Origin of the sequence: Rathayibacter sp. KR2-224, from assembly GCF_049446075.1 — a bacterium.
Lineage (GTDB): Bacteria > Actinomycetota > Actinomycetes > Actinomycetales > Microbacteriaceae > Humibacter.
Genome location: NZ_JBMSEB010000001.1, coordinates 1 through 22,891 on the forward strand (window position 1 = coordinate 1; position 22,891 = coordinate 22,891).

The following is a 22,891-nucleotide window of genomic DNA, read 5'->3' on the forward strand; positions in this document are numbered from 1 at the left end:
AGTGTTTCGGCGGCCATAGCGAGAGGGAAACGCCCGGACACATTCCGAACCCGGAAGCTAAGACTCTCAGCGCCGATGGTACTGCAGGGGTGACCCTGTGGGAGAGTAGGACACCGCCGGACTTCTTCTAGAAAGTGGCCACCCAGCAATGGGTGGCCACTTCTGGTTAACGCGCCGGAACCGCCGGACAGCTCAGGAAGGGCAGTGCACGATGGCACGAGACGACGACGCCGAACGGCGTACGAATCGCGGCGACGGCGAGGACGGTCCGAAGAGATCCGGCAGGCCTGCCGATTCTGGCGCCGGCTCGAGATCCGGTCGTCCGCCGAGCGGCGATCGCGCGCGAGGCCCTCAGCGGTCAGGGCAGCCGGGCGGAGGGTCTTCCCGCGACGGCGGGGGACGCGGACAAGGCTCTGCCGGCGGCGATCGAGACGGCTCTGGCGGGCGAGGTTCGCGGTCCTGGGGAGATGCCAAGAGCAGCCCATCGAGGGGCGGGGCCTCGAAGGGCGGACGGTCATGGAGCGACGGATCGAAGCCGGCGCACCGCCATGAGGGCGATGGTGACGGGCGGCGCTCGGGCGGCAGCGGCATCCGTCCTACTGGCGATGGATCCCGTGGCGGCTTCGCCGGTGGAGACCGTGGCGGGCGCACGTCAGGCGGCGCACGCTGGGGGAATGACGCTCGTAGGGGCGCTGGGGGTGCCGGGCGAGGCTCGCGCGACGGCGCGCCGTCGAGCGGTCGCGACCGCGGTACTTCCGGCAGGAGCAGCACGACCGGTTCCCGCGACGGTGCTTCGTGGGGAGGCGCGGGACGCGGTGCAAGCGGTGACAACAGGCACGGTGGTGCACGTCGCGACGGCTACGGTGCAGGCAAGAGCCGAGAAGGTTACGGGGCCGGAAGCGCCGGAGGCAGTGGCTCCCGGTCGGGAGGTCGCAGCGAGAGAAGAGACGGCCAAGGCGCTGAGGGGCGCAAGTGGTCGTCGGGCAGCAACGCGGGTGACCGAGACAAGGACTCGCGCGGTCGCGGTCAGGCGAGCGGCGACCGTCGCGGTGCACGGCCCGGGTACGGTGAGGGCCGTGGTGAGCGGCCCGCATACGGTGGCAACCGTGGTGCGCGGCCTCCATACGGCGACCGTCAGGGTACGCGGCCGCCACGTGGCGACGGCTGGAGCGGGAGCACGTCGAACGGACGTCCAGGCAGCGCTCCTCGTCGCGGCGACGATCGGCGCGCCGATGACCGTTCCCGGTATGGGCACGATTCCGACTCCGGTTCGCGCAGGCCCGCCTGGGCCGATCGCGGGGATTCCCGTGAGGGCGAGCGCTCGGAGGTGCCGCGCAGCGTCAGGCCCCGGCACGACGATCCCGAGATCCCCGAGGCGATCACGCCGAAGGACCTCGAGAGGGCCGCGCGCATCGAGCTGAAGACCCTCAGCAAAGAGAACGCGGACGAGGTCGCGCGTCACCTGGCGATGGCATCCAATCTCATCGACGAGGATCCCGCGCTTGCCCATCGCCACGCGTTGGCGGCGGCTCGCCGTGCCGGAAGGATCGCGATCGTTCGCGAGACCCTGGCGATCACGGCGTATCAGACGGGCGACTTCGCGCTCGCGCTGCGTGAACTGCGTACCTACCGACGCATCTCTGGCAAGAACGATCAGTTGCCGCTGATGGTCGACAGCGAGCGTGGTGTCGGGCGGCCGGATCGCGCGCTCGAGCTCGGCCGCTCCGTCGACCGGTCTGAGCTGCCGAACGACGTTCAGGTCGAGCTGGCCATCGCCATGTCGGGGGCGCGTCTCGATCTCGGGCAGACGGAAGCCGCGCTGGCCGAACTCGAGATCCCGCAACTGGATCGGCACAAGGCGTTCTCCTACAGTCCAGCCCTGTTCGACGCGTACGCGACCGTGCTCGAGGACCTGGGTCGGGCATCCGAAGCGGCGGCATGGGAGTCCCTCGCCGAGCGTGCTCGCGAAGCACTCGGACAGGACGACGAGGACGTCGTGGTCGTGGACATCGAAGAAGACGAATCGGGCGCGGCCTACGCCGCGGACGACCTCGGTGCGCCGGTGGAGGTTGAGTCCGTCGACGTTGCGCCGGTGGGGGTTGAGTCGGTCGAAGTTTCGCCAGTCGACGTTGGGCCTGTGGACGGTGAGTCGGTCGAAGTTGAGCCCGGCGAGGGTGAGTCGGTCAAGGGCGAAATCGAACGCGACTCGGACGGACCCGGCGACGCGCGGCCGACCGCGGATTCCGCGAGCAGCGGAGAGACATCCGAGGAGCGTGCGGATGGCGAGTGAGCGACGCAGGGGGCTGTTCCGACGGGAACCCGAGAGGTCGCCGCTGGAGGGCGTGGATGTGATCCTCGCCGACCTGGATGGCGTGCTCTACTCTGGCTCCGAGCCGATTCCCCACGCCGTCGATGCCATGAAGGGGGCGCAAGCGCTCGGCATCAGGGTGGGGTGCCTGACCAACAACGCATCCAGAACCGATCGCGCTGTGGCGGAGCAACTGACGGGGCTCGGCTACGAGGTGCGTCCGGAGGACATCATCACGTCGCCCCAGGCAGCGTCGAAGGTGCTTGTCGAGCTCATCCGGCCGGGTGCCACGGTGCTCGTCGTCGGGGGAGAAGGGCTGGTCGCGGTGCTCGAGGAGGCCGGATATCGCGTCACTCGGTCGGCCGACGATCATCCGGCGGCCGTTGTTCAGGGATTCGCTCCCGATGTGGGATGGCGGCAACTGGCCGAGGCGGCATTCGCGCTGGCCGACGAGTCGGTGCACTGGGTCGCCACGAACACGGACTGGACGCTTCCGCAACCACGCGGCGTCGCGCCGGGCAACGGCACACTCGTGTCGGCAGTGCACACGGCGGTCGGGCGCCTTCCGGCGGTGGCAGGCAAGCCCGAGCGCATCATGTACGACCTGGCGGTCGAACGATTCGGGGCGCGTTCGCCGCTCGCGGTGGGGGACCGCCTGGACACGGACATCCTTGGCGCGAACCGGGCTGGAGTCCCTTCGGCTCTCGTGTTGACGGGAATCGACCGCGCCAAGCAGGTGCTGGCTGCAGGCAAGGATGAGCGCCCGCAGTACGTGCTCTCGGATTTGCGTGAACTGAACGAGCCGTACCCGGTGCCGAAGGTCTCTCGTGCGGGCGACGCTGTCGAGGTGCGCGAGGCATCCGTGCGGCTGGAAGGTAACGCGGTGCGCATCGTGCGACGCGGCGACAGCGAGATCGACCTCTTGCGCGCGGCGAGCACGCTGATCTGGACGAGCGGTCGACCGATCTTCACGCTCGACGTTCCGGAAGAGCTCTACGCCTGACGCTTTCGCTCACCCGCCGCATGGTGGTCGGTGACAGGAGCGCGCTTCGCGGTACCGTGGACTGGTGCCTGACGAGACCGGATCCCAGCGTGCCGCGGAGCCTGTCGGAGACGGCGCGCGGTCGATCGATGCGGTGTCGGCAGCACAGGGTGACGGGCCGAAGACGGCCGATCAGTCCGATCGCGAGGTCGATCACGTCGGCGACGAGCTGCTGTCCAGACTGCGTCTGATCGAGGAGCGTCCCCTCGACGAGCGCGCCGACGCGTACACGCGCATCCACCGCGAGCTCGTCGAAGCGCTCGAGGGCGACGACGATCACAGGCAGGATGCCTGAGCAGCGCCTGGATGCCGCGGTGACGGAGCGCGGGCTGGCGCGTTCCCGCACTCATGCCGCGAAGCTCATCGCCGATGGACGCGTGAGCGTGGACGGGCGCGCCGTGGTGAAGGCATCCGCCCGCGTGACGGATCAGAACACCATCTCGGTGGAGGCCGTCGACCATTACGTGAGCCGCGCAGCGCACAAGCTCATCGCGGCACTGGACGGCTTCGGACTCGACCACGTGGTGCGAGAGCCAGGTGTGACCGCGCTGGATGTCGGGGCATCCACAGGCGGTTTCACGCAGGTGCTGCTCGAACGCGGAGCCCAGCGGGTCATCGCCATCGACGTCGGGCACGGCCAGTTGGCGCCCTCCATCGCGTCGGATCCGCGAGTGGTCGTCGCCGAGGGCATCAACGTGCGATTTCTCGACGCGGCGACGCTCGCCGGACTGACGGGCGGGAGCCGGGTCGACATCGTCGTGGGCGACCTGTCGTTCATCTCGCTGTCGCTGGTGCTGCCGCCACTGATCGAGGCGGTTGGCCGTGATGCGGAGTACGTGCTGCTCGTGAAGCCGCAGTTCGAGGTGGGTCGCACGGGCATCCGCGAGGGCATCGTGCGCGATCCCGCGCTGCGGGAGGATGCGGTCACGTCGGTCATGTGGGCGGCGTGGGATCTCGGCATGCCGACCGCAGGCATCCTTCCGTCCCCCGTGGTCGGCACCCACGGGAATCGTGAGTACCTGCTCTGGCTGAGCACACGTGCGGGCCGGCATCCGACAGAATGGTTGGACGAGATCGGCGCGATGGTGGGAGAGTGAGGCGCGTGGACGCACCCGGGCGGTACTTCCTCGTGGTGTCGCACACCGGTCGGGGCGATTCCATCGAGGCCGGCATCCAGGTGTGCAGGCAGCTCATCGCCGCAGGAGTCGTGCCGGTGCTGGGTGCCGACGAGCGCGCCGACCTGGTCGAGGCGGCATCCGATCTTGCGTCACTTGCGATCCTCGGTGACGACATCAAGCCCGAACAGCTCGAGCTCGTGATCGTGCTCGGCGGCGACGGCACCATTCTGCGGGCGGCGGAGACCGTGCGCGGATACGAGGTGCCGCTGTTGGGTGTGAACCTCGGGCACGTCGGCTTCCTCGCCGAGAGCGAGCGAGACGATCTCGAGCTCGCGGTCGCGCGCGCCCTGGCCAAGGACTACACGGTCGAGGAGCGCATGACGCTTTTCGTGCGCGTGAAATGCGGAACCGACGTCGTGTACGAGAGCTGGGCGCTCAACGAGGCGAGCATCGAGAAGGCCAGTCGCGAGCGCATGATCGAGGTCGTGGTGGAGGTGGATGGCAGGCCACTTTCGAGCTTCGGATGCGACGGCGTCGTCATGTCCACCCCGACCGGCTCAACGGCGTACTCGTTCTCGGCAGGCGGTCCCGTCGTGTGGCCGACGCTCGATGCCCTCCTGCTCGTGCCCTTGAGTGCTCATGCTCTGTTCTCACGCCCTCTCGTGGTGGCGGCGGACTCGGTTCTCGCCGTCGAACTCCTGCGTCGCACCGACACGCCCGCAGTGCTGTGGTGCGATGGGCGACGGGCCTTCGACCTCCCCCAGGGAGCACGCGTGATGGTGTCGAAGTCAGATACCCCTGTCACGCTCGCCCGCCTGCATACGGCGCCCTTCACGGATCGGCTCGTGCGCAAATTCAATCTGCCGGTCACCGGATGGCGAGGGCCAAACGCTCGTGATTGAGGAGATCTCGATCCGTGACCTCGGCGTCATCGAGCGCGCCACTCTGCCGCTCGGTGCCGGGTTCACCGCTTTGACCGGAGAAACGGGCGCGGGCAAGACCATGGTGGTCACCGCTCTCGGGCTCCTGCTCGGACAACGCGCGGACAGCGCAGTCGTCCGCTCCGGCAGCCCCCAGCTCTGGGTCGAGGGGAGGTGGCGTGTACCGGTAAACGGCGACGTGGCCGAGCGGGTGCGGGATGCCGGAGGCGACCTCGACGAGGCGGACGAGGCATCCTTCGGCGAGCTGGTGCTGAGCCGGTCCGTGGCGGCCGAAGGACGAAGCCGTGCCGTCGTCGGCGGGCGTGGTGCGCCCGTGAGCGTGCTGGCGGAGCTCGCCGAGCAGTTGGTCGTCGTGCACGGGCAGTCCGATCAGATCCGATTGCGATCCGCGACGGCACAGCGCGAGGCCCTCGACCGATTCGCCGGTGCACCGTTGCTCGAAGCACTCGATGCCTACCGTCAGGCGTACCGCAGGTGGAGCGCCAACCGCGAGGAACTCGCGCAGCTGGTCGATGAGCGCGACCGGCGTGCCAGGGAGGCTGACGACCTGCGGGCGGCTCTGAGCGAGATCGAGGCGGTCGCACCTGAGCCCGGCGAGGACGAGACGCTCGCCGAACAGGCAGAACGATTGACCAATCTGGAGTCGCTGCGGCTCGGCGCAGCGGCGGCGCGGGAGTCGTTGTCTGCTGAGGACTCGGATGGGCCGGATGTGAGAGGTCTGCTCGAGACCGCGAGGCGGGAACTCGAGCGCGCCGGCGTGCACGATCCGGCACTGCAGACTCTCGCGGAGGTGATCGCGGGCCTCGGCTTCCAGGTGGACGACGCGGCCGCGCAGCTCTCCACCTACCTTTCGGCGCTCGACAGCGACGGCGCCCACGATCTGGATGTGATCCAGGAACGCCGAGCGGAACTCGCCGGCGTCGTGCGCAAGTACGGGCCGACCCTTGACGAGGTCATCGAGCGCGCCGCGACCGGTGGCGAGCGCCTGGCCGAGCTCGAGGGCGACGAGGAGCGCATCGAGCAGTTGACCACGTTCGTCGCGAAAGACGCGGAGGAGGTCGAGCGGCTGGCGGCATCCGTCTCCGCGCTGCGTTCGAAGGCGGCAGAGTCGCTCGCGGCCCAGGTGACCGGCGAACTCGCGGCTCTCGCCATGCCGGATGCCGCAGTGGTCATCGACGTGCAGCAACGCGACGAGTACACCCTCGCCGGCCGAGACGCGGTCTCGATCCTTCTCCGCCCGCACGCAGGAGCCGAGGCGCGGCCGCTCGGAAAAGGGGCGTCAGGAGGCGAGCTGTCGCGCGTCATGCTCGCCATCGAGGTCGTGCTGGCCGGGAGCGATCCGGTGCCCACCTTCGTGTTCGACGAGATCGACGCAGGCGTCGGCGGAGCATCCGCCATCGAGATCGGCCGCCGGCTCGCGCGCCTTGCCGAGACGGCTCAGGTGATCGTCGTGACGCACCTCGCCCAGGTCGCCGCGTTCGCGACCAACCACCTCTCGGTGGTGAAGGCGGGTGACGGATCTGTGACGGCCTCCAGTGTGCGGCAGCTCGAAGGCGACGACCGCATCTCGGAGATGGCGCGGCTGCTCTCCGGCCTCACGGACTCCGAGAGCGGTCTCGCGCACGCCCGCGAGTTGCTCGACCTCGCCAGGGAGAGCGTGGGCATCCCGTCATGACGTCGGATGCCACGGTCGGTTGTCTGCAGACGGGCGCGTGCGCCGTCGATGCTGCCTTGTGTGCGTGTCGTCTGTCCAGAGTTGCGCCGTCGGCGCTGATAGGATGAAAGCCCGTGGTGGAAAAAACTGACGCGGGGCTTTTGAACGGCACTACCAAGCACATTTTCGTGACAGGTGGTGTCGTTTCTTCTTTAGGCAAAGGCCTCACGGCGGCCAGCCTTGGCAATCTTCTGACCTCGCGCGGTCTGCGCGTCGTGATGCAGAAACTCGACCCCTACCTCAACGTGGATCCGGGCACGATGAACCCGTTCCAGCACGGAGAGGTGTTCGTCACCGACGACGGAGCCGAGACCGACCTCGACATCGGGCACTACGAACGCTTCCTCGACATCAACCTCAGCCAGGCCGCCAACGTCACCACCGGCCAGATCTACTCCCAGGTCATCGCCATGGAGCGACGCGGCGAATATCTGGGCGACACCGTGCAGGTCATTCCGCACATCACCGACGAGATCAAGCGCAGGATGCGGTTGCAGGCATCCGACGACCCGCGTCCCGACGTCATCATCACCGAGATCGGCGGCACGGTCGGCGACATCGAATCGCAGCCGTTCATCGAGTCGGCACGGCAGGTGCGACACGAGCTCGGCAGGCAGAACTGCTTCTTCGTGCACGTGTCGCTCGTGCCGTACATGAACGCCTCGGGCGAGCAGAAGACCAAGCCGACGCAGCACTCGGTGGCGGCGCTGAGGTCGATCGGTATCCAGCCCGACGCGCTCGTGCTGCGCAGCGACCGGCCCGTCTCCGAGAGCAACAAGAAGAAGATCGCGCTCATGTGCGACGTGGACGAGCGAGCCGTGGTCAACGCCATCGACGTTCCGAGCATCTACGACATTCCGAACATGCTGCACGAACAGGGCCTCGACGACTACATCGTCGACCAGCTCGGCCTCGTGGCAGCCGAGCCTGACCGCGACAGCTGGGAGACGCTGCTCAAGGTCGTGCACGAGCCCAAGCACGAGGTGACGATCGGACTGGTCGGCAAGTACGTCGACCTTCCGGATGCCTACCTCTCGGTCACCGAGGCGCTGCGGGCGGGCGGCTTCGCGAACCGGGCAAAGGTGAACCTGCGCTGGATCGCGAGCGACGGATGCCAGGAACCGGAAGGGGCTGCGCGCGAGCTCGCCGACGTCGACGGTATCTGCGTGCCAGGCGGATTCGGCATCAGGGGCATCGAGGGCAAGGTCGGCGCGCTGCGGTTCGCGCGTGAGAACGGCATCCCGGTGCTCGGCCTGTGCCTCGGGCTGCAGTGCATGGTGATCGAGTACGCGAGGCACGAGGCGGGGCTGGACGACGCATCCTCGAGCGAGTTCGACCCTGACACCCAGCACCCTGTCATCGCGACGATGGCGGAACAGGTTGAGATCATCGCGGGTGGAGACCTGGGCGGCACCATGCGGCTGGGACTGTATCCCGCGAAGCTGCAGCAGGGCTCGATCGTCGCGGAACTGTACGAATCGGCTGAGGCATCCGAGCGGCACAGACACAGGTACGAGGTGAATAACAGCTACCGGGAGCAGATCGCGGATGCCGGCCTCGCATTCTCGGGAACGTCGCCTGACGGGCACTTGGTGGAGTACGTCGAGCTGCCGCGCGACGTTCATCCGTTCTACGTCGGCACACAGGCGCACCCCGAGCTTCGTTCCCGGCCGAACCGCGCGCATCCGCTGTTCCGTGGGCTGATCGCGGCGGCACTCGACCGCCAGGAGTCGACGCGTCTTTTCGAGGTGAAAGAGGATGCCTGACAACAGCACCCACCAGGAGCTCGCGGACGAGCCGTACAGCGGACGGGTGACCGACTCGGAGGTCGTCTACCGCGGACGAGTGTGGGACGTTCGGCGCGACACCGTCGAATTGGGGCACTCCACAGTGGTGCGCGAATACGTCGACCACACCGGAGCCGTCGTTGTGCTGGCGCTCGACGACGAGGATCGGGCGCTGCTGATCAGGCAGTACCGGCACCCGATCCGCTCGAAGGACTGGGAGCTGCCGGCCGGCCTGCTCGACATGGCCGGCGAGCCGCCGTTGGATGCTGCCAAACGCGAGCTGGCCGAAGAAGCAGACGTCGTCGCCGACGAGTGGAACGTGCTCGTCGACTTCGCCAGCACACCAGGCGGGAACAACGAGGTGATCCGGGTGTACCTGGCGAGGGGAGTGCACGCCGCGGACGAGGCGTTCGCGCGCGAGGAGGAAGAGGCGGACATCGAGGTGCGCTGGGTGCCCCTCGAGGAGATCGTGCGCGGGGTTCTGGAGCGTCGCCTCCGCAATGCCCCGCTGGCCATCGCGTCACTCGCCGCGCTGGCGGCGCGCGCCGAGGGGTACTCGACCCTCGGCGCGGCCGACCTGCCGCTCGAGCGGGGATCGTGGCTCAAGCGGCCGCTGGACGGGCGCGCGCACTCGGCACCGCAGTCGGTGGGTTCGGCGGAACCAGGCCGATGACGCCGGACGCCGCGGTCGAGGCGTACCTGCGGCACGTCGGCATCGAGCGCGGACTCTCCCGCAACACGGTCGCGGCGTACCGGCGCGATCTGCGCCAGTATTCCCAGTGGTTGCACGAGCGCGGCATCGCGGAGATGAGCGCGATCGGACCGCGCGACGTGGACGACTACGAACGCCACCTCGTCACTCGTGGCGAGGTGGACGCCGCGCTAGCGCTTGGGCCGGCATCCGTGGCCCGCATGCTCTCGACCGTGCGCGGGCTGCACCGCTTTCTGCTCGACGAAGGAGAGGTGCACGACGACGCGGCACGTGACGTGCGCCCGCCGAAGCTGCCCTCGCGCCTGCCGAAAGCGCTGAGCCTGGCCCAGGTCGAGTCATTGCTTGCAGCGACGGATGGCGACGACCCGGCCCGCTTGCGCGACAAGGCGTTGCTCGAGCTGCTCTACGCGACGGGCGCGCGCGTGTCGGAGGCGGTCGACCTGAACGTGGACGACGTGATCGAGCGCGACGTGATCCGTCTGACGGGAAAGGGAAGCAAGCAGCGCATCGTGCCGCTCGGCAGCTACGCCCGGGATGCCCTCGACGAGTACCTGGTGCGCGTACGGCCGGTCTTCTCGCGGCGCGGCTCGGCGACGCCGGCGCTGTTTCTCGGCGCTCGCGGAGCCCGGCTCAGCAGACAGAGCGCATGGCTCGTCATCAAAGCCGCGGCGGAGCGGGCCGGGCTGACGGCATCCGTTTCGCCGCACACGCTGCGCCACTCGTTCGCGACGCACCTGCTCGAAGGCGGCGCCGACGTGCGGGTGGTGCAGGAGCTGCTCGGCCACTCGTCGGTTGCGACCACCCAGATCTACACGCTCGTCACGGCGGACACGCTGCGCGACATGTACACGACGGCGCATCCGCGAGCGAGGTAGGGCGGACTCAGTCGACCTGTGTCGACTGGCGTTCGATGATCGTGAAATCGGACGTGAAGCTCTCCACGGCCGTGCGTTCAGTCGGCTCCCCGTCGAGGCGCTGCAGCAGGAACCGAACGGCGGAGCCGGCCATGGCTTCCAGATTCACCTTCACCGTGGTCAGCGTCGGCTCGTTGAAACGGGCCTCCTCGATGTCGTCGAATCCGATGACCGCCACATCGTTCGGCACTCTCAGACCTGCGTCGCGCAGTGCCCGGATGGCGCCGAGCGCGAGCGCATCGTTGAACGCCACAACGCCGTCGAACTCGATTCCGCGGTCGAGGGCATCCCTGATCGCGGCTGCCCCGTTCTCGCGTTGCCACAGGCCCGCGTCGATCTGCAGGCCGGGATCGGATGGCAACCCGGCCGCCGTCAGCGCCTCCCGGTAGCCGAGAAGCCTGAGGTGCGCGGGCCCGGCGGAATCACCCGTCCGCAGACCGAGTGCGAGGATGCGTCGCCTGCCACGTGCCAGTAGATGGGCGGTGGCGGCCCGGGCGGCGGACTCGTTCGGCATCGTGACGAAGTCCGTGGCCCATCCGGCGATGGGTTCGCCGAGCAGTACTACAGGCATCGTCACCGTCTCGGCCAGCTCGGTGTTGCCTGCGGTGAGTCCGAGGGCGCTGAAGAGGATGCCGTCGACGAGGCGTGCCCGTCTGCCGCGGAGCAGCTCCAGCTCGGCGCTCGGCCCGCCACCCGATTGCTCGAGAACAACGAGCAGTTCGTGTCGATCCGCGGCCTGGATGACGGCAGCGGCGAGCTCCGAGAAGAACGGGTTGCGGATGTCGGGAACGATCAGGCTGATGGCTCCCACCCGACCGGAGCGCAGGCCGCGCGCTGCGAGGTTGGGCCGGTATCCGAGCTCGTCGATGGCTGTGCGCACGCGGTCGGCCGTGTCTTCGCTGTACTTGCCTTGGCCGCGGACCACGTTGGAAACGGTTTTGATGGAGACCCCGGCCGCGCGCGCTACGTCGACAAGCGTCACCGTCATGAGATCCCCATCGTCAAGGCTGCCAGTGTATTGGTGCATCGACGCGGGAGCCGGCATCCGCGTTCTCCCGAGCCAGACCCCGGAAAACGGCCGCGACGGAGTTCTCGCGGCGCTCCAGTCCGCCTTCTGTCGCCACCAGATCGTAGAGACCCATCGTCAGTCGATGCGCCAGTGGATTGGCCGTGCTGTGCCGCCAGGTCCACTCGATCATGTCGAACAAGGGCCACCAGGTGTATCCGACCACCGGGATGCCTTCGTCGCGGAGCGAGTTCACGGCATCCACCGAGTCGCGCAGCCAGCCGATCCTGCGTTGCTCGGATGCCGTGATGCACGTCTCGCTGAGAACCACAGGGTGGCCGTATCGCTCTGCGTATCCGACGAGCACCTCACGGAGTCCGGCGGTTCCGGCGTCACGGCTGGGACGCGGGTCAGCGAATCCGCCGCGATGGGTGATGCCTGCCTCGAACACCTCTGTTGAGTGCAGCGGGTAATAGTTGACGCCCATGACGTCGGGCGGAGCCGGGCGGGCCGCGATCCTGGCCAGCCGCTCCGCGTCGATGCCGGACGCGATAAGGCCGGCGTGCAGCGCGTGTCCTTCCAGGACGCGGCCATGCATGAGGTCCTCGAAGAGGTAGCGCTCTTCGAGCAGACGGGCCACGTGTGCCGCGTGTTCGGGTGCATCGACGTCGCCCGTGTATCTGAAGCCGGCGTCGACGTGCATGATGACAGCACGGGTGCCGACGGCCCCCCGGATGCCGTCCTGCGCCGATATCGAGGCCTCGGCAAGTGCGACCGCGATGAGGTTCAAGCCGTCCGTGCCCGTGAGGTAGGGCGGCCAGTACCCGTACTCGCCGGTGAACTGGGCATGGATCATGGGCTCGTTCACGGGTGTGTAGTCGGTGACGATGTCCGCATACCGCTCAGCCGTTCTCGCGGCGAACTCCGCGAACCGGCCGGGGAAGTCGCGGTTTGCGAACTCGCCATCGAGCCACAGCGGCGTGCCGTAGTGCAGAAGGTCGACGACCGGGCGGATGCCGAGCTCGACCATCCTGTTCAGCACGCGGTCGGTCCACTCGAAGTCCCACCCGTCGGGCTCCGGGTTGACCCGGTGCCACGGCACACCCCAGCGGAGGAACTCCGCACCTACGCCTCGTGCGAGCTCGAGGTCCGAGCTCCAGCGCGAGTAGTGCTCGGTCAACTCGTATTCGTCGACCGCGCGCTCTCCCGGGCCGCTCTGCGGCACGAACGTGTCCTCGATGCCGAGCCCGAACCGCAGTCGGGCCGGCGTCCACCATGTGTTCACTTGAGTCCTGTCGACGCGACGCTGGTTACGAATCGGCGCTGCACGATCACGAACAGAATCGTGAGCGGAAGCAACGCGATGAGAGAGCCGGCCATCATGACGCCGTACGGCACGATCCCGCTCGGCCCGGTGAGCAGGGTGAGCCCTGACGTGATCGTCGCCATGTCGGATTTCGTCGAGAAAACCAGCGGCCAGAGCAGGTCGTTCCAGTTGTTGACGAAGACGAAGACTCCGAGGGTGAGCAGGGCGGGAACGGCGTTGGGCAACACCACCGAGCGGTAGATGCGCCATTCCGAAGCGCCGTCGATCCTGGCCGCATTGTCGAGGTCTCGCGGCAGCGCGAGGAAGAACTGTCTGAGGAAGAAGATGCCGAAGGCATCCGCCGCCCGGGGCACGATCAGTGCTGCGAACGTATTGATCCAGCCCAGCTGCGCAACCAGCTGGTACAGCGGCACGAGCGTGGCCTGGAACGGGATCATGAGCGTCACCACGATGAGGATCAGAAGCAGTCGGTTTCCCGTGAAGTCGATTCTGGCCAGCGCGTACGCGGCGAGCGAGTCGAAGACCAACGCGCAGACCGTGACCCCTCCTGCGAAGCCGAAGCTGTTCAGGATCAAGCGTCCGAACGGCAGGTCGCGGAAGATCGTGTCGAAGTTGGCAAAGGTCCAGTGCGCGGGCACCAAGGTCGGCGGGAACCCGTTGACCTCCGACGTCGGCTTGAACGCGGTGAAGACCACCACGAGCACCGGGAGCAGAATCGCGAGCACACCGAGTGCGACGAGCAGTCCGACCAGCACCCGTGCGGCGATCGCCGCCGCCGAACGTTCGCGAGTCCTGATCGATGCGCGCACCCGGGCGCCTTCCACGGCGGTCATGCGCCGAGGTCCTTCTCGCGGCGCGCTCCGAGCAGGAACTGCACGAGGCTCAAGACCAGGATGCCGATGAGCAGCACGAACGACAGCGCAGAGGCGATCCCAAGGTCGAGCTTCTCGAATCCGAGCTGGTAGATCTGCGTGACCACGGTGTCGGTCGAGTGATACGGGCCACCCTGCGTCATCACGTAGATCTGGTCGAAGGCCTGCAGCGCCGCGATGAGCGCGAAGATCACGACGAAGGTCATCGTGTTGTTCAGCAGCGGCAACGTCACGCTGAAGAAGCGCCTGAACGGCCCGGCTCCGTCCACGCGAGCCGCCTCGTAGATGCTTTCCGGGATGTCTTGCAACCCAGCCAGGAAGATCACCATGTAGAACCCGAAGTTCTTCCAAACCGCTACGAGCACGACGGCCGGCATCGCCAGAGTGGGCGAGTTCAGCACGTCGCCGATGTGGATGCCCACTCCCTGCAGCCAGTAGTTCAGCAACCCGATCTGCGGGTCGAGGAGGTACTCCCAGGCGAACGCGGCCACAGCAAGCGAGACGATGAACGGAAAGAACAACGCCGATCGGAAGAGCCCGCGGAAGGGAACCGCCTTCGAGTTCATGACGAGCGCGAGGAGGAGGGATACGACGATGACGGTTGGCACGAAGAGAACGGCGTAGAGCGCCGTGTTGCCGAATGCCCGCAGGAGCGCGGGATCCGTGAAGATCTGAATGTAGTTGCCAAGACCCACGAAGCTCTCGGCACCGAAACCGCTCGATTCGAAGAACGACGTTCGGAGTGCCGCGATCATGGGTGCCACGACGAACACCCCGAGAATCGCACACGCGGGAAGGAGAAAGCAGAACGCCGCAACGATGCGACGGGCACGCGGCTGCAGGCTTCCACGCCCGCCGAGTTGCATCGGTGGCCGATACCGCCGCTGGTGCTGAGTGTCGATGATCATCGCACCCTTTCGTAACGCTGAGGGCGGGCGGCCGCGCGAGGCAGCCGCCCGCCGTGGATCACTTCGACAGTGCGGACTGCGCGGCGGTCTGCGCAGTCTTGAGCACGGATGCCGCGTCCTGACCTTCGGATACCGCGTGCTGTGTCGCGTCGTCGACCGCGGAGAGCACATCTGTGCTGTCAACTACTCCGGGAAGCAGCGGCTTCGCGAGGGACGACATCTTGGTCAGCGTGGCCACGACCTCGTTCGACGAGACGGCCGAGGAGGGAATGTCGGTGCGCAGCGGCGGCCATCCGGAGCCGAGGGACCACTTCGTGTCGACCTCCTTGCTGTAGAAGTAGTCGAAGAACTTCTCCGCAGCCGCCTTCTGTGCGCTGTTCGCTTGGGCGGTGACACCCAACGAGACGCCGATCGCCGACGCGGCCTGCGTGACCGGACCTGCGGGCACAGGCGCCAATCCCCACGTGATGTGGTTGTCGCCTGCGACCGCGGGCATCCACGGTCCCGCGATCTCCATCGCGGCCTTGCCTGCTGAGAAGAGGTTGTCCGCCTGCACGCCGGTCAAACCCGCGGGCGAGATGTGGGAATTGCGCACCGCGTCGGCCCAATAGGAGAGCGTCTTCTCGTTCGCCGAGGAATCCACCTTGGCGGTCTTGCCGTCGGCGATGGTTCCGCCGTTCTCGAGGAAGAGCGTCTGCCAGACCCCGTTCGCGACCGTCTGGTGGTCGGGCAGGGCCAGCCCGTACTGGCTGGGGGTGGACGACCCGGCCGGGGTGACGGTGAGCTTCTTGGCGTCGGCGACCCACTCATCCCAGGTCGTCGGGAAGGACGTGATGCCTGCGGCATCGAACATCTTCTTGTTGTAGATGACCGAGAGCGGAACGAAGCCCGTCGGGACGCCGTACTTCTTGCCGTCGACCACTTCCATCGTGACGGCGTTCTTGTTCAGCGCCTTGGCGTTGGAACTCGACGAGTACCAGGAGCTCAGATCTTGCAGAGCTCCCTTGCCTGCGTACACCGGCAGGTCCTCGGCCGGCAACGCGACGAGCTGCGGACCGGACTTAGCTGTCAGGGCGGGCAGGAGCGAGCTCTCGATGACGGCCCACGTCTTGGTCGACTCCTGAACCGTCACCTGATGTTGCGACTTGTTGAAGTCGTCGATGATCTGATCGAGCTTCTTCCCGTCGTCGGCCGTGTAGCCGTGCCACATGGTGAGGGTTACGTGATCTCCGGAGGAGCCGGAGGAACCGGCGCATCCGGCCAGCATGGCCGCTGCCGCGCCGAACGCCGCAATAGCGGCGACTGCTCTCTTCATTGAAAACCAGTGCCTTTCAGCCGGGCGACGCCTTGTCGCCGGCGGGTGGGGGTGAGCGTTTTGGGGGAATGGGTACAACGTTGTACCACGTTGCGGAATTAGTGTCACCCCGACGACGGGCATTGTCAAGTGCCCGACGCGGCCAAGTAGGAGGATGCTTGGGCTGTCCTGCGCACTCGCACGTCACGACGGCGTTCCTGACCGTTCACCATGCAGATGCTCGATAGACTCGGACCCGAATCCACAGCACGAATCGAGCGGAGGAGCCGTGGCGCGTATTCCAGCCGACGAGCAGGAGCTGCCGGGTCTGGCCGGTGCTGCCGTCGAACAGCTGGGGCCCACAGGGCGTCCGCTGCGCCAGTTCCCGACACCGCCAGAGCTCACGTCGCACGGCCCGGCCAGGGTCATCGCCCTGTGCAACCAGAAGGGCGGGGTCGGCAAGACCACCTCGAGCATCAACGTCGGTGCTGCCCTGGCCGATTACGGGCGCAAGGTGCTGGCCATCGACTTCGATCCGCAGGGCGCGCTGTCGGCAGGGCTCGGTGTTCCGACGCACGAGGCAGTGACCATCTACGACCTGCTGCTGTCGAACGCTCATGAGCCGGCCGAGGCCATCCAGCACACCGCCACGCCAGGCCTCGACGTCATCCCCGCCAACATCGACCTCTCCGCCGCGGAAGTGCACCTCGTGAACGAGGTCGCCAGAGAACAGGCGCTCGCCCGGGTGCTGCGCAAGGTGGCGGGAGACTACGACGTCGTGCTCATCGACTGCCAGCCCTCGCTGGGCATCCTGACGGTGAACGCGCTCACGGCGAGCCACGGCGTGCTCATTCCGCTGGAGTGCGAGTACTTCGCGCTGCGCGGCGTTGCGCTTCTCATCGAGACGATCGACAAGGTGCGTGAGCGCCTGAACCCGGCGCTCGAGCTCGACGGCATCCTGGCCACGATGTACGACGCACGCACGCTGCACTCGCGCGAGGTGCTCGAACGGGTGGTCGACGCATTCGGCGACAAGGTGCTCGAGACGGTCATCACGCGTACCGTGAAGTTCCCAGACGCGACGGTCGCCGCAACTCCGATCACCCAGTTCGCGCCCGAGCACCAGGCGGCCGAGGCATACCGTCAGCTGGCGCGGGAACTGGTTTTCCGTGGCGCTGCCGCCTGAGCGAGAGGCGCAGGACGGCACGGATGCCGGCAGTGCGCCGTCGTTCCGTGTCGCGCTCGAAGTGTTCGAGGGGCCGTTCGACCTCCTGCTGAGCCTCATCGGGCGGCACGAGTTGGACATCACCGAGGTCTCGCTCAGCCGCGTCACCGACGAGTTCATCGCTTACCTGCGCGGAATCGACACGGCAGACGAGCTCGACCAGGCCAGCGAGTTCCTGGTGGTCGCCGCGACGCTGCTCGACCTCAAAGTCGCCGGGTTGCTCCCGCAGGGCGAGCTCGTCGACGCCGAAGACGTCGCCCTGCTCGAGGCACGAGACCTGTTGTTCGCCCGCCTGCTGCAGTACCGCGCGTTCAAGGAGGCGTCCACCTGGTTCGCAGGGCGGCTCGAGGCGGAGTGGGGCAGGCATCCTCGCGCGGTGCGTCTCGAAGAGAAATATCGCTCGCGTGAGCCGGAGCTGAAGTGGACCCTCAGCGTCGACGACTTCGCCGCCATCGCCGAACTGGCCTTCGCTCCGAAGGCGATACCGGTCGTCGAGCTGGATCACCTGCATGCGCCGCTGGTGAGCGTGCGCGAGCAGGCCGCACTCGTGGTGTCTCAGCTGCGCCGTGGCGCGCCGCACACCTTCCGGGAGCTCATCGCCGGCGCGGATCGCAAGGGCGTCATCGTCGCCCGATTCGTGGCGGTGCTCGAGCTGTACAGATTCGGCGCTGTGGCGTTCGAGCAGCTCGAACCGCTGGGCGAATTGACGATCAGATGGGTGGCGGATGCCTGGTCAGACGAGAACCTCGCCAACTTGGGAGCGGACTATGGATGATCGAGACGACGAACGCGCGGTCGGCGTGAGCGCCGAGCGGACGGTGACCGAAACCGACAATCCGAGGCCGGCATATGACGTGCCGCGGGCGATCGAGGCGATCCTGATGGTCGCAGACGAGCCACTGCCCCTGGTGACTCTGGCGACGGCCGTCGGTGCGCCGGTCGCCGCCGTGCGGCAGGCGATCGACGGGCTGGTCGCAGATTACGACGGCGACTCCGGCGGCCCGGTGCGGGGCTTCGAGTTGCGCGAAGTGGGCGGCGGCTGGAGGCTCTACGTGCGAGCCGACTATGACGGCCTCGTCACCGACTTCGTCAGCGAACAGGCGCCCGCGAAGCTCTCGCAAGCGGCGCTGGAGACTCTGGCCGTCATCGCCTACCGCCAGCCGATCACGCGTGGCGCCATAGCGTCGATCCGGGCGGTGAACGTGGATTCCGTGGTGCGCACACTGCTGTCGCGCGGCCTGATCACCGAACTGTTCACCGACGCCGAGACCGGCGCCATCAACTATGGAACAACCGACCTGTTGCTGCAGCAGCTCGGCATCAACTCGCTCGACGAGCTTCCACCCATCTCGCCCCTGCTCGCCGACGGCACAGAAGGGTTCGACGGCGATGTGCGCTGACCACGTGCCGGGCGACGGAGCGGACGCCCTGAGCGACTCGGGAGAGCGGCTGCAGAAGGTCATGGCGGCAGCGGGCGTGGCATCCCGCCGTGTCAGCGAGCAGCTCATCGTCGAAGGCAGGGTGCGGGTGAACGGCACCGTGGTGCGAACGCTTGGCGCGCGCATCGACCCCGAGGTCGACCTGCTCGAGGTGGACGGGACCGCCGTGCAGTTGGACTCCTCGAAGCGCTACGTGATGCTCAACAAGCCGACGGGCGTAGTGAGCTCCATGCGGGACGACCGCGGGCGGCCCGATCTGAGCCAATACGCCGACCGCTACGAGGTGCGCCTCTTCAACGTCGGTCGGCTCGACGCCGACACGAGTGGGCTCCTGCTGCTCACGAACGACGGCGAGGCGGCCAATGTGCTTGCGCATCCGTCGTTCGGCGTGACGAAGACCTATATCGCCACAGTGCAAGGGAGCGTTGCTCCGGCCACGCTGTCGCGACTCATGCGCGGAATCGAACTCGACGACGGCGAGATCGCGGCCGACAAGGCACGCCTGGTGCAGGCATCCGCTGGGCAGAGCATCGTGGAGATCACGCTGCACTCCGGACGCAACCGCATCGTGCGTCGAATGCTCGACGCGGTCGGGCATCCGGTGACGGCGCTCGTGCGGCGTCAGTTCGGTCCCCTGAAGCTGGGCAGCCTGAAACAGGGCGCGACCAGGGACCTGACTAAAATCGAACTCGGCCAGGTGCTTACTCTCGCCAGGTCGAAATCGGAGCGAACGTGAATCAGAACCATGCCGCGCGCCTCGACGGCAGCGTGCGCGTCGTGGGCGCCGGCCTACTCGGGGCGTCGATCGGGCTGGGACTTCGTGCACGGGGCGTCGACGTGATCCTCGCGGATGCCTCGCGCGCGGGCCTCAACCTCGCCGTCGACTACGGTGCGGGCCGGGTCGCGCACGAGGGAGACGACCCTGCGCTGATCGTGGTGGCCGTGCCGCCGGATGCCACGGCATCCGTTGTCGCCGACGAACTCGCCGCGTATCCGAACGCTACCGTCACGGATGTCGCGAGCGTGAAGGTCGCGATCCTTGCCGAGCTGGAGGAACTGGCCACGGAAACCGAGGGACTCGAGCTTTCGAGGTACGTGGGATCCCATCCGCTTGCCGGCCGGGAACGCGGGGGAGCGATCGCCGCTCGCGCCGACCTGTTCATCGGCCGTCCGTGGGTCGTCTGCCCTCGACCCGACGTGTCGCGCGAGCGCGTCGGCATCGTGGAACATCTCATTCTCGACCTGGACGCAACGCCCGTCACGCTCGCGGCCGATGAGCACGACGCGGCGGTCGCTCTCGTCTCCCACGCTCCGCAGGTGGTGGCCTCGCTCATGGCGAAACGTCTGAACGGCGCGCCTTCGGCCGCCCTCGGACTCGCGGGCCAGGGCGTGCGCGACGTGACTCGCATCGCATCGAGCGACCCGGAACTGTGGGTGCAGATCCTGTCGGCGAACGCGCCGGCCGTCGTCGAGATCCTGCGTGGGTTCCGCGACGACCTCGACGACGTGCTGTCAGCGCTCGGCGATGTCGAGGCATCCGGTGCGCGTCGCGGGATTGCGCAGGAACTCGCCTCCGGTAACGCGGGCGTCGCCGGTCTGCCGGGCAAGCACGGGCAGGACCGCCGGTTCGCGAGCGTCGTGGTGATGGTGGATGACCGGCCGGGTGAACTGGGCCGGCTCTTCACCGAGCTGGGCGAGATCGGTGTGAACATCGAAGACCTGCGGCTCGAGCACTCGCCGGGTGCTCAGATCGGCCTCGCCGAGCTCGCCGTGCTGCCCGAGGTGAAGATGCGCACAATCGACGACCTGTCGGCCAGGGGATGGAGGATCGCCGGATGAGCCAGGACTTGAACGCCGATGGCGCTCCTCTCGTCGTGGCGGTGGACGGCCCAGCAGGCAGCGGCAAGTCGAGCGTCAGCAAGGCCACGGCTGCCCGCCTCGGCTTCGCCTTCCTCGACACGGGAGCCGCGTACCGCGCGCTCACCTGGTTCGCAGGCCACCGTGGCATCGATGTGGAGCAAGCGGACGCGGTCGTGAATGCGATAGCGGACTTCGACTACCGCATCGACACCGAGCCGGGCAGCCAACGAGTGTTCGTGTGCGAGACCGACATCACCGGCAAGATCCGCGACCCTGACGTGACTGCTCGCGTGAGTGCCGTTGCGCGCATCCCCGAGGTGCGGCTGCGGCTCAACGAACTGTTCCGCGACATTCTCGCGAACACCGATCGAGAGGGCATCGTGGCGGAGGGCCGCGACATCACGACGGTTGTCGCTCCCGATGCGCCCGTGCGCATCCTGCTCACAGCATCGCCCGAAGTACGAGCGGCCAGGCGAGCGGGGGAGCTCGACGGTCATTCCGCAGCGGATGTCGCCGCCCAGCTTCATGCGCGCGACCGTGCCGACTCGCAGGTGGTCGACTTCATGAGCGCCGCTGATGGCGTCACAACGGTGGACTCCACCGACCTGAACTTCGATGAAACCGTCGACGCCGTCATCGGCGTGATCCAGGCGGCCCGTGCCACGAGCGCGGGTGCCGCCATACCGTCCCGAGGAGGAACGGATGTCTGACCAGAGACCATCAGAGCAGAGACCTGCAGAGAGACCGGCGGAACGGCAGGGCGACGAGTTCGAAGCTGGACCGGACGACCTCGCCGAGCGTCTGGCGAACGTCGACGAGGAGTTGGCGCATCAGCGCGCGACCGCCCTGAGGGCTGGTCTCGAGGACTACGACCTCGACGACGCCGACCTCGACGTGCTGGATGCCGTCACCGAGAACCCGGATGAGATCCGCTACCTCCCTGCACTGCCCGTCGTGGCCATCGTCGGACGCCCCAACGTGGGCAAGTCCGCGCTGGTGAACCGCATTCTCGGCCGCCGCGAGGCCGTCGTGGAGGACACCCCTGGGGTGACGCGCGACCGCGTCACCTACCAGGCGGAATGGAACGACCGCCGGTTCAGCATCGTCGACACGGGCGGGTGGGAGCCCGATGCGCGCGGCATCAACGCATCCGTCGCCGCGCAAGCGGAGATCGCCATCGATCTCGCCGACGTCGTGATGTTCGTCGTCGACTCCAACGTCGGTGCCACAGCTACGGATGAACACGTCGTTCGGTTGCTGCGCAAGACCAAGAAGCCGGTCTTCCTCGTGGCCAACAAGGTTGACGACGCGCGGCAGGAGCCGCAGGCGGCCGAACTGTGGTCGCTTGGACTGGGGGAGCCGCATCCGGTCAGCGCTCTGCACGGGCGAGGGGTCGCGGACCTTCTCGACGAGGTGCTGAAGGTGCTACCGACGGAGGCCGCATTCGCCCAGCGTGAGGTGGGCGGACCCCGCCGTGTCGCCATCGTCGGCCGGCCGAACGTTGGCAAGTCCAGCCTCTTGAACAAGGCGGCTGGCGAGGAGCGCGTGGTCGTCAACGAGCTCGCCGGAACGACGCGCGATCCCGTCGACGAGCAGATCGAACTCGGCGGCCGGGTGTGGCGGTTCGTGGACACCGCGGGCATCCGTCGCAGGGTGCACCTGCAGCAGGGTGCGGACTTCTACGCCTCGCTGCGCACGAGCACCGCTCTGGAGAAGGCCGAGGTGGCCGTTGTCGTGCTCGACGTCTCCGAGCCGATCAGCGAGCAGGACGTGCGCATCATCGACCTCGTGCTGGAGAGCGGCCGCGCACTCGTACTGGCGTACAACAAGTGGGACCTGCTCGACGACGACCGGCGCAGATACCTCGAACGTGAGATCGAGCAGGACCTGGCACACGTATCATGGGCGCCGCGAGTGAACATCTCGGCACGCACCGGACGTCACCTGGAGAAGCTCGTCCCTGCGCTGGAGACGGCGCTCGAGTCGTGGGACACGCGCATTCCGACCGGCAAGTTCAATGCGTTCCTGGCCGAGCTGACGGCGGCGCATCCGCACCCCGTGCGCGGAGGCAAGCAGCCTCGCATCCTGTTCGGAACGCAGGCATCCAGTCGCCCGCCGACATTCGTGCTATTCACGACCGGATTCCTCGACCCTGGCTACCGCAGGTACATTCAGCGCAGGCTGCGTGAGATCTACGGCTTCGAGGGCACGCCCATCGTGCTCAACATGCGCGTGCGGGAGAAGCGGCGGCGCTGAGCCGCCGCTTCCGTGGAGGCCATTTCTGGCCTCCACGCCGCACGCGCCGCGGTCGTCTCGGCCGCGGTCGGCCAGCAGGGCGGCTCTGCCGCGCGGCCGATGCGGGAGAAGCGGCGGCGCTGAGCCGCCGCTTCCGTGGAGGCCATTTCTGGCCTCCACGCCGCACGC

At 67.6% G+C, this 22,891-nt stretch carries 21 protein-coding genes and 1 rRNA gene; 17 read left to right on the forward strand and 5 right to left on the reverse strand.

Going from position 1 to position 22,891, the window contains the following annotated elements; genetic code table 11:
• Nucleotides 1-5 precede the first annotated feature (5 nt).
• The 10 genes from rrf (at nt 6) to xerD (ending at nt 10,497) form a co-directional block, all read left to right on the forward strand.
• A 5S ribosomal RNA gene (gene rrf, locus ACO2Q7_RS00005) occupies nt 6-122 on the forward strand.
• 1,205 nt (nt 123-1,327) lie between these two features.
• The gene (locus tag ACO2Q7_RS00010) at nt 1,328-2,290 is read left to right on the forward strand and encodes a hypothetical protein (RefSeq protein WP_423353601.1); all 963 of its coding nucleotides are present in this window, start codon (nt 1,328-1,330) and stop codon (nt 2,288-2,290) included.
• The gene (locus ACO2Q7_RS00015) at nt 2,280-3,311 is read left to right on the forward strand and encodes an HAD-IIA family hydrolase (protein WP_423353602.1); all 1,032 of its coding nucleotides are present in this window, start codon (nt 2,280-2,282) and stop codon (nt 3,309-3,311) included. Before ACO2Q7_RS00010 ends, ACO2Q7_RS00015 begins: the two co-directional genes overlap by 11 nt.
• Before the next feature lie 64 nt (nt 3,312-3,375).
• Nucleotides 3,376-3,645, forward strand: a complete 270-nt coding sequence (locus tag ACO2Q7_RS00020; RefSeq protein WP_423353603.1) for a hypothetical protein — start codon at nt 3,376-3,378, stop codon at nt 3,643-3,645.
• The gene (locus ACO2Q7_RS00025; RefSeq protein ID WP_423353604.1) at nt 3,638-4,447 is read left to right on the forward strand and encodes a TlyA family RNA methyltransferase; all 810 of its coding nucleotides are present in this window, start codon (nt 3,638-3,640) and stop codon (nt 4,445-4,447) included. Before ACO2Q7_RS00020 ends, ACO2Q7_RS00025 begins: the two co-directional genes overlap by 8 nt.
• 5 nt (nt 4,448-4,452) lie before the next feature.
• Nucleotides 4,453-5,370, forward strand: coding sequence for an NAD kinase (locus ACO2Q7_RS00030; protein ID WP_423353605.1), 918 nt, complete (start codon nt 4,453-4,455; stop codon nt 5,368-5,370).
• The gene (gene recN / locus ACO2Q7_RS00035) at nt 5,363-7,084 is read left to right on the forward strand and encodes a DNA repair protein RecN (RefSeq protein WP_423353606.1); all 1,722 of its coding nucleotides are present in this window, start codon (nt 5,363-5,365) and stop codon (nt 7,082-7,084) included. The genes ACO2Q7_RS00030 and recN overlap by 8 nt, the downstream gene beginning before the upstream one ends.
• Before the next feature lie 116 nt (nt 7,085-7,200).
• The gene (locus tag ACO2Q7_RS00040; protein ID WP_423355917.1) at nt 7,201-8,889 is read left to right on the forward strand and encodes a CTP synthase; all 1,689 of its coding nucleotides are present in this window, start codon (nt 7,201-7,203) and stop codon (nt 8,887-8,889) included.
• The gene (locus tag ACO2Q7_RS00045; protein ID WP_423353607.1) at nt 8,882-9,583 is read left to right on the forward strand and encodes an NUDIX domain-containing protein; all 702 of its coding nucleotides are present in this window, start codon (nt 8,882-8,884) and stop codon (nt 9,581-9,583) included. Before ACO2Q7_RS00040 ends, ACO2Q7_RS00045 begins: the two co-directional genes overlap by 8 nt.
• On the forward strand, nt 9,580-10,497 hold the full coding sequence (gene xerD, locus ACO2Q7_RS00050) for a site-specific tyrosine recombinase XerD (protein ID WP_423353608.1): 918 nt from the start codon (nt 9,580-9,582) through the stop codon (nt 10,495-10,497). The genes ACO2Q7_RS00045 and xerD overlap by 4 nt, the downstream gene beginning before the upstream one ends.
• 7 nt (nt 10,498-10,504) lie before the next feature.
• Here the strand turns inward: xerD and ACO2Q7_RS00055 are convergent, their stop codons facing one another.
• Genes ACO2Q7_RS00055 through ACO2Q7_RS00075 form a run of 5 tightly spaced genes read right to left on the reverse strand, consistent with a single transcriptional unit; the run spans nt 10,505 to nt 15,964 of the window.
• A complete protein-coding gene (locus tag ACO2Q7_RS00055) occupies nt 10,505-11,524 on the reverse strand; it encodes a LacI family DNA-binding transcriptional regulator (RefSeq protein WP_423353609.1) in 1,020 nt (339 codons plus the stop codon).
• Between the two features lie 13 nt (nt 11,525-11,537).
• Nucleotides 11,538-12,827 carry a family 1 glycosylhydrolase gene (locus tag ACO2Q7_RS00060; RefSeq protein WP_423353610.1) on the reverse strand — a complete coding sequence of 430 codons (1,290 nt, stop codon included), beginning with the start codon at nt 12,825-12,827 and terminating at the stop codon, nt 11,538-11,540.
• Nucleotides 12,824-13,702, reverse strand: coding sequence for a carbohydrate ABC transporter permease (locus ACO2Q7_RS00065; protein WP_423353611.1), 879 nt, complete (start codon nt 13,700-13,702; stop codon nt 12,824-12,826). The genes ACO2Q7_RS00060 and ACO2Q7_RS00065 overlap by 4 nt, the downstream gene beginning before the upstream one ends.
• Entirely contained in the window at nt 13,699-14,649 is a 951-nt protein-coding gene (locus ACO2Q7_RS00070; RefSeq protein ID WP_423353612.1) for a carbohydrate ABC transporter permease, read from the reverse strand. Before ACO2Q7_RS00070 ends, ACO2Q7_RS00065 begins: the two co-directional genes overlap by 4 nt.
• A gap of 58 nt (nt 14,650-14,707) precedes the next feature.
• Nucleotides 14,708-15,964: an extracellular solute-binding protein gene (locus tag ACO2Q7_RS00075; RefSeq protein ID WP_423353613.1), complete on the reverse strand. Its 1,257-nt coding sequence runs from the start codon at nt 15,962-15,964 to the stop codon at nt 14,708-14,710.
• A gap of 277 nt (nt 15,965-16,241) precedes the next feature.
• Here ACO2Q7_RS00075 and ACO2Q7_RS00080 point away from each other — a divergent pair, with 277 nt between their 5' ends.
• From ACO2Q7_RS00080 to der, 7 genes are read left to right on the forward strand one after another with little or no spacing between them, the layout of a single operon-like run.
• Entirely contained in the window at nt 16,242-17,129 is an 888-nt protein-coding gene (locus ACO2Q7_RS00080; protein ID WP_423355918.1) for a ParA family protein, read from the forward strand.
• Nucleotides 17,113-17,943, forward strand: coding sequence for a segregation and condensation protein A (locus ACO2Q7_RS00085; protein WP_423353614.1), 831 nt, complete (start codon nt 17,113-17,115; stop codon nt 17,941-17,943). The genes ACO2Q7_RS00080 and ACO2Q7_RS00085 overlap by 17 nt, the downstream gene beginning before the upstream one ends.
• Nucleotides 17,936-18,568 carry an SMC-Scp complex subunit ScpB gene (scpB, locus tag ACO2Q7_RS00090; RefSeq protein WP_423353615.1) on the forward strand — a complete coding sequence of 211 codons (633 nt, stop codon included), beginning with the start codon at nt 17,936-17,938 and terminating at the stop codon, nt 18,566-18,568. Before ACO2Q7_RS00085 ends, scpB begins: the two co-directional genes overlap by 8 nt.
• Complete coding sequence (locus ACO2Q7_RS00095) at nt 18,558-19,343, forward strand: pseudouridine synthase (RefSeq protein ID WP_423353616.1); 786 nt, start codon at nt 18,558-18,560, stop codon at nt 19,341-19,343. The genes scpB and ACO2Q7_RS00095 overlap by 11 nt, the downstream gene beginning before the upstream one ends.
• Complete coding sequence (locus ACO2Q7_RS00100) at nt 19,340-20,446, forward strand: prephenate dehydrogenase (RefSeq protein WP_423353617.1); 1,107 nt, start codon at nt 19,340-19,342, stop codon at nt 20,444-20,446. The genes ACO2Q7_RS00095 and ACO2Q7_RS00100 overlap by 4 nt, the downstream gene beginning before the upstream one ends.
• Nucleotides 20,443-21,177 carry a (d)CMP kinase gene (gene cmk, locus ACO2Q7_RS00105; protein ID WP_423353618.1) on the forward strand — a complete coding sequence of 245 codons (735 nt, stop codon included), beginning with the start codon at nt 20,443-20,445 and terminating at the stop codon, nt 21,175-21,177. The genes ACO2Q7_RS00100 and cmk overlap by 4 nt, the downstream gene beginning before the upstream one ends.
• Complete coding sequence (gene der / locus ACO2Q7_RS00110) at nt 21,170-22,723, forward strand: ribosome biogenesis GTPase Der (RefSeq protein WP_423353619.1); 1,554 nt, start codon at nt 21,170-21,172, stop codon at nt 22,721-22,723. Before cmk ends, der begins: the two co-directional genes overlap by 8 nt.
• The last annotated feature ends 168 nt before the right edge of the window (nt 22,724-22,891 follow it).

Bases quoted from the DNA above. Each gene is read 5' to 3' on its own strand.
- ACO2Q7_RS00015 (WP_423353602.1), top strand. From the start codon at position 2,280: ATGGCGAGTGAGCGACGCAGGGGGCTGTTCCGACGGGAACCCGAGAGG.
- ACO2Q7_RS00025 (WP_423353604.1), top strand. From the start codon at position 3,638: ATGCCTGAGCAGCGCCTGGATGCCGCGGTGACGGAGCGCGGGCTGGCG.
- ACO2Q7_RS00045 (WP_423353607.1), top strand. From the start codon at position 8,882: ATGCCTGACAACAGCACCCACCAGGAGCTCGCGGACGAGCCGTACAGC.
- xerD (WP_423353608.1), top strand. From the start codon at position 9,580: ATGACGCCGGACGCCGCGGTCGAGGCGTACCTGCGGCACGTCGGCATC.
- ACO2Q7_RS00055 (WP_423353609.1), bottom strand. From the start codon at position 11,524: ATGACGGTGACGCTTGTCGACGTAGCGCGCGCGGCCGGGGTCTCCATC.
- ACO2Q7_RS00065 (WP_423353611.1), bottom strand. From the start codon at position 13,702: ATGACCGCCGTGGAAGGCGCCCGGGTGCGCGCATCGATCAGGACTCGC.
- ACO2Q7_RS00070 (WP_423353612.1), bottom strand. From the start codon at position 14,649: ATGATCATCGACACTCAGCACCAGCGGCGGTATCGGCCACCGATGCAA.
- ACO2Q7_RS00075 (WP_423353613.1), bottom strand. From the start codon at position 15,964: ATGAAGAGAGCAGTCGCCGCTATTGCGGCGTTCGGCGCGGCAGCGGCC.
- scpB (WP_423353615.1), top strand. From the start codon at position 17,936: ATGGATGATCGAGACGACGAACGCGCGGTCGGCGTGAGCGCCGAGCGG.
- ACO2Q7_RS00095 (WP_423353616.1), top strand. From the start codon at position 18,558: ATGTGCGCTGACCACGTGCCGGGCGACGGAGCGGACGCCCTGAGCGAC.
- cmk (WP_423353618.1), top strand. From the start codon at position 20,443: ATGAGCCAGGACTTGAACGCCGATGGCGCTCCTCTCGTCGTGGCGGTG.
- der (WP_423353619.1), top strand. From the start codon at position 21,170: ATGTCTGACCAGAGACCATCAGAGCAGAGACCTGCAGAGAGACCGGCG.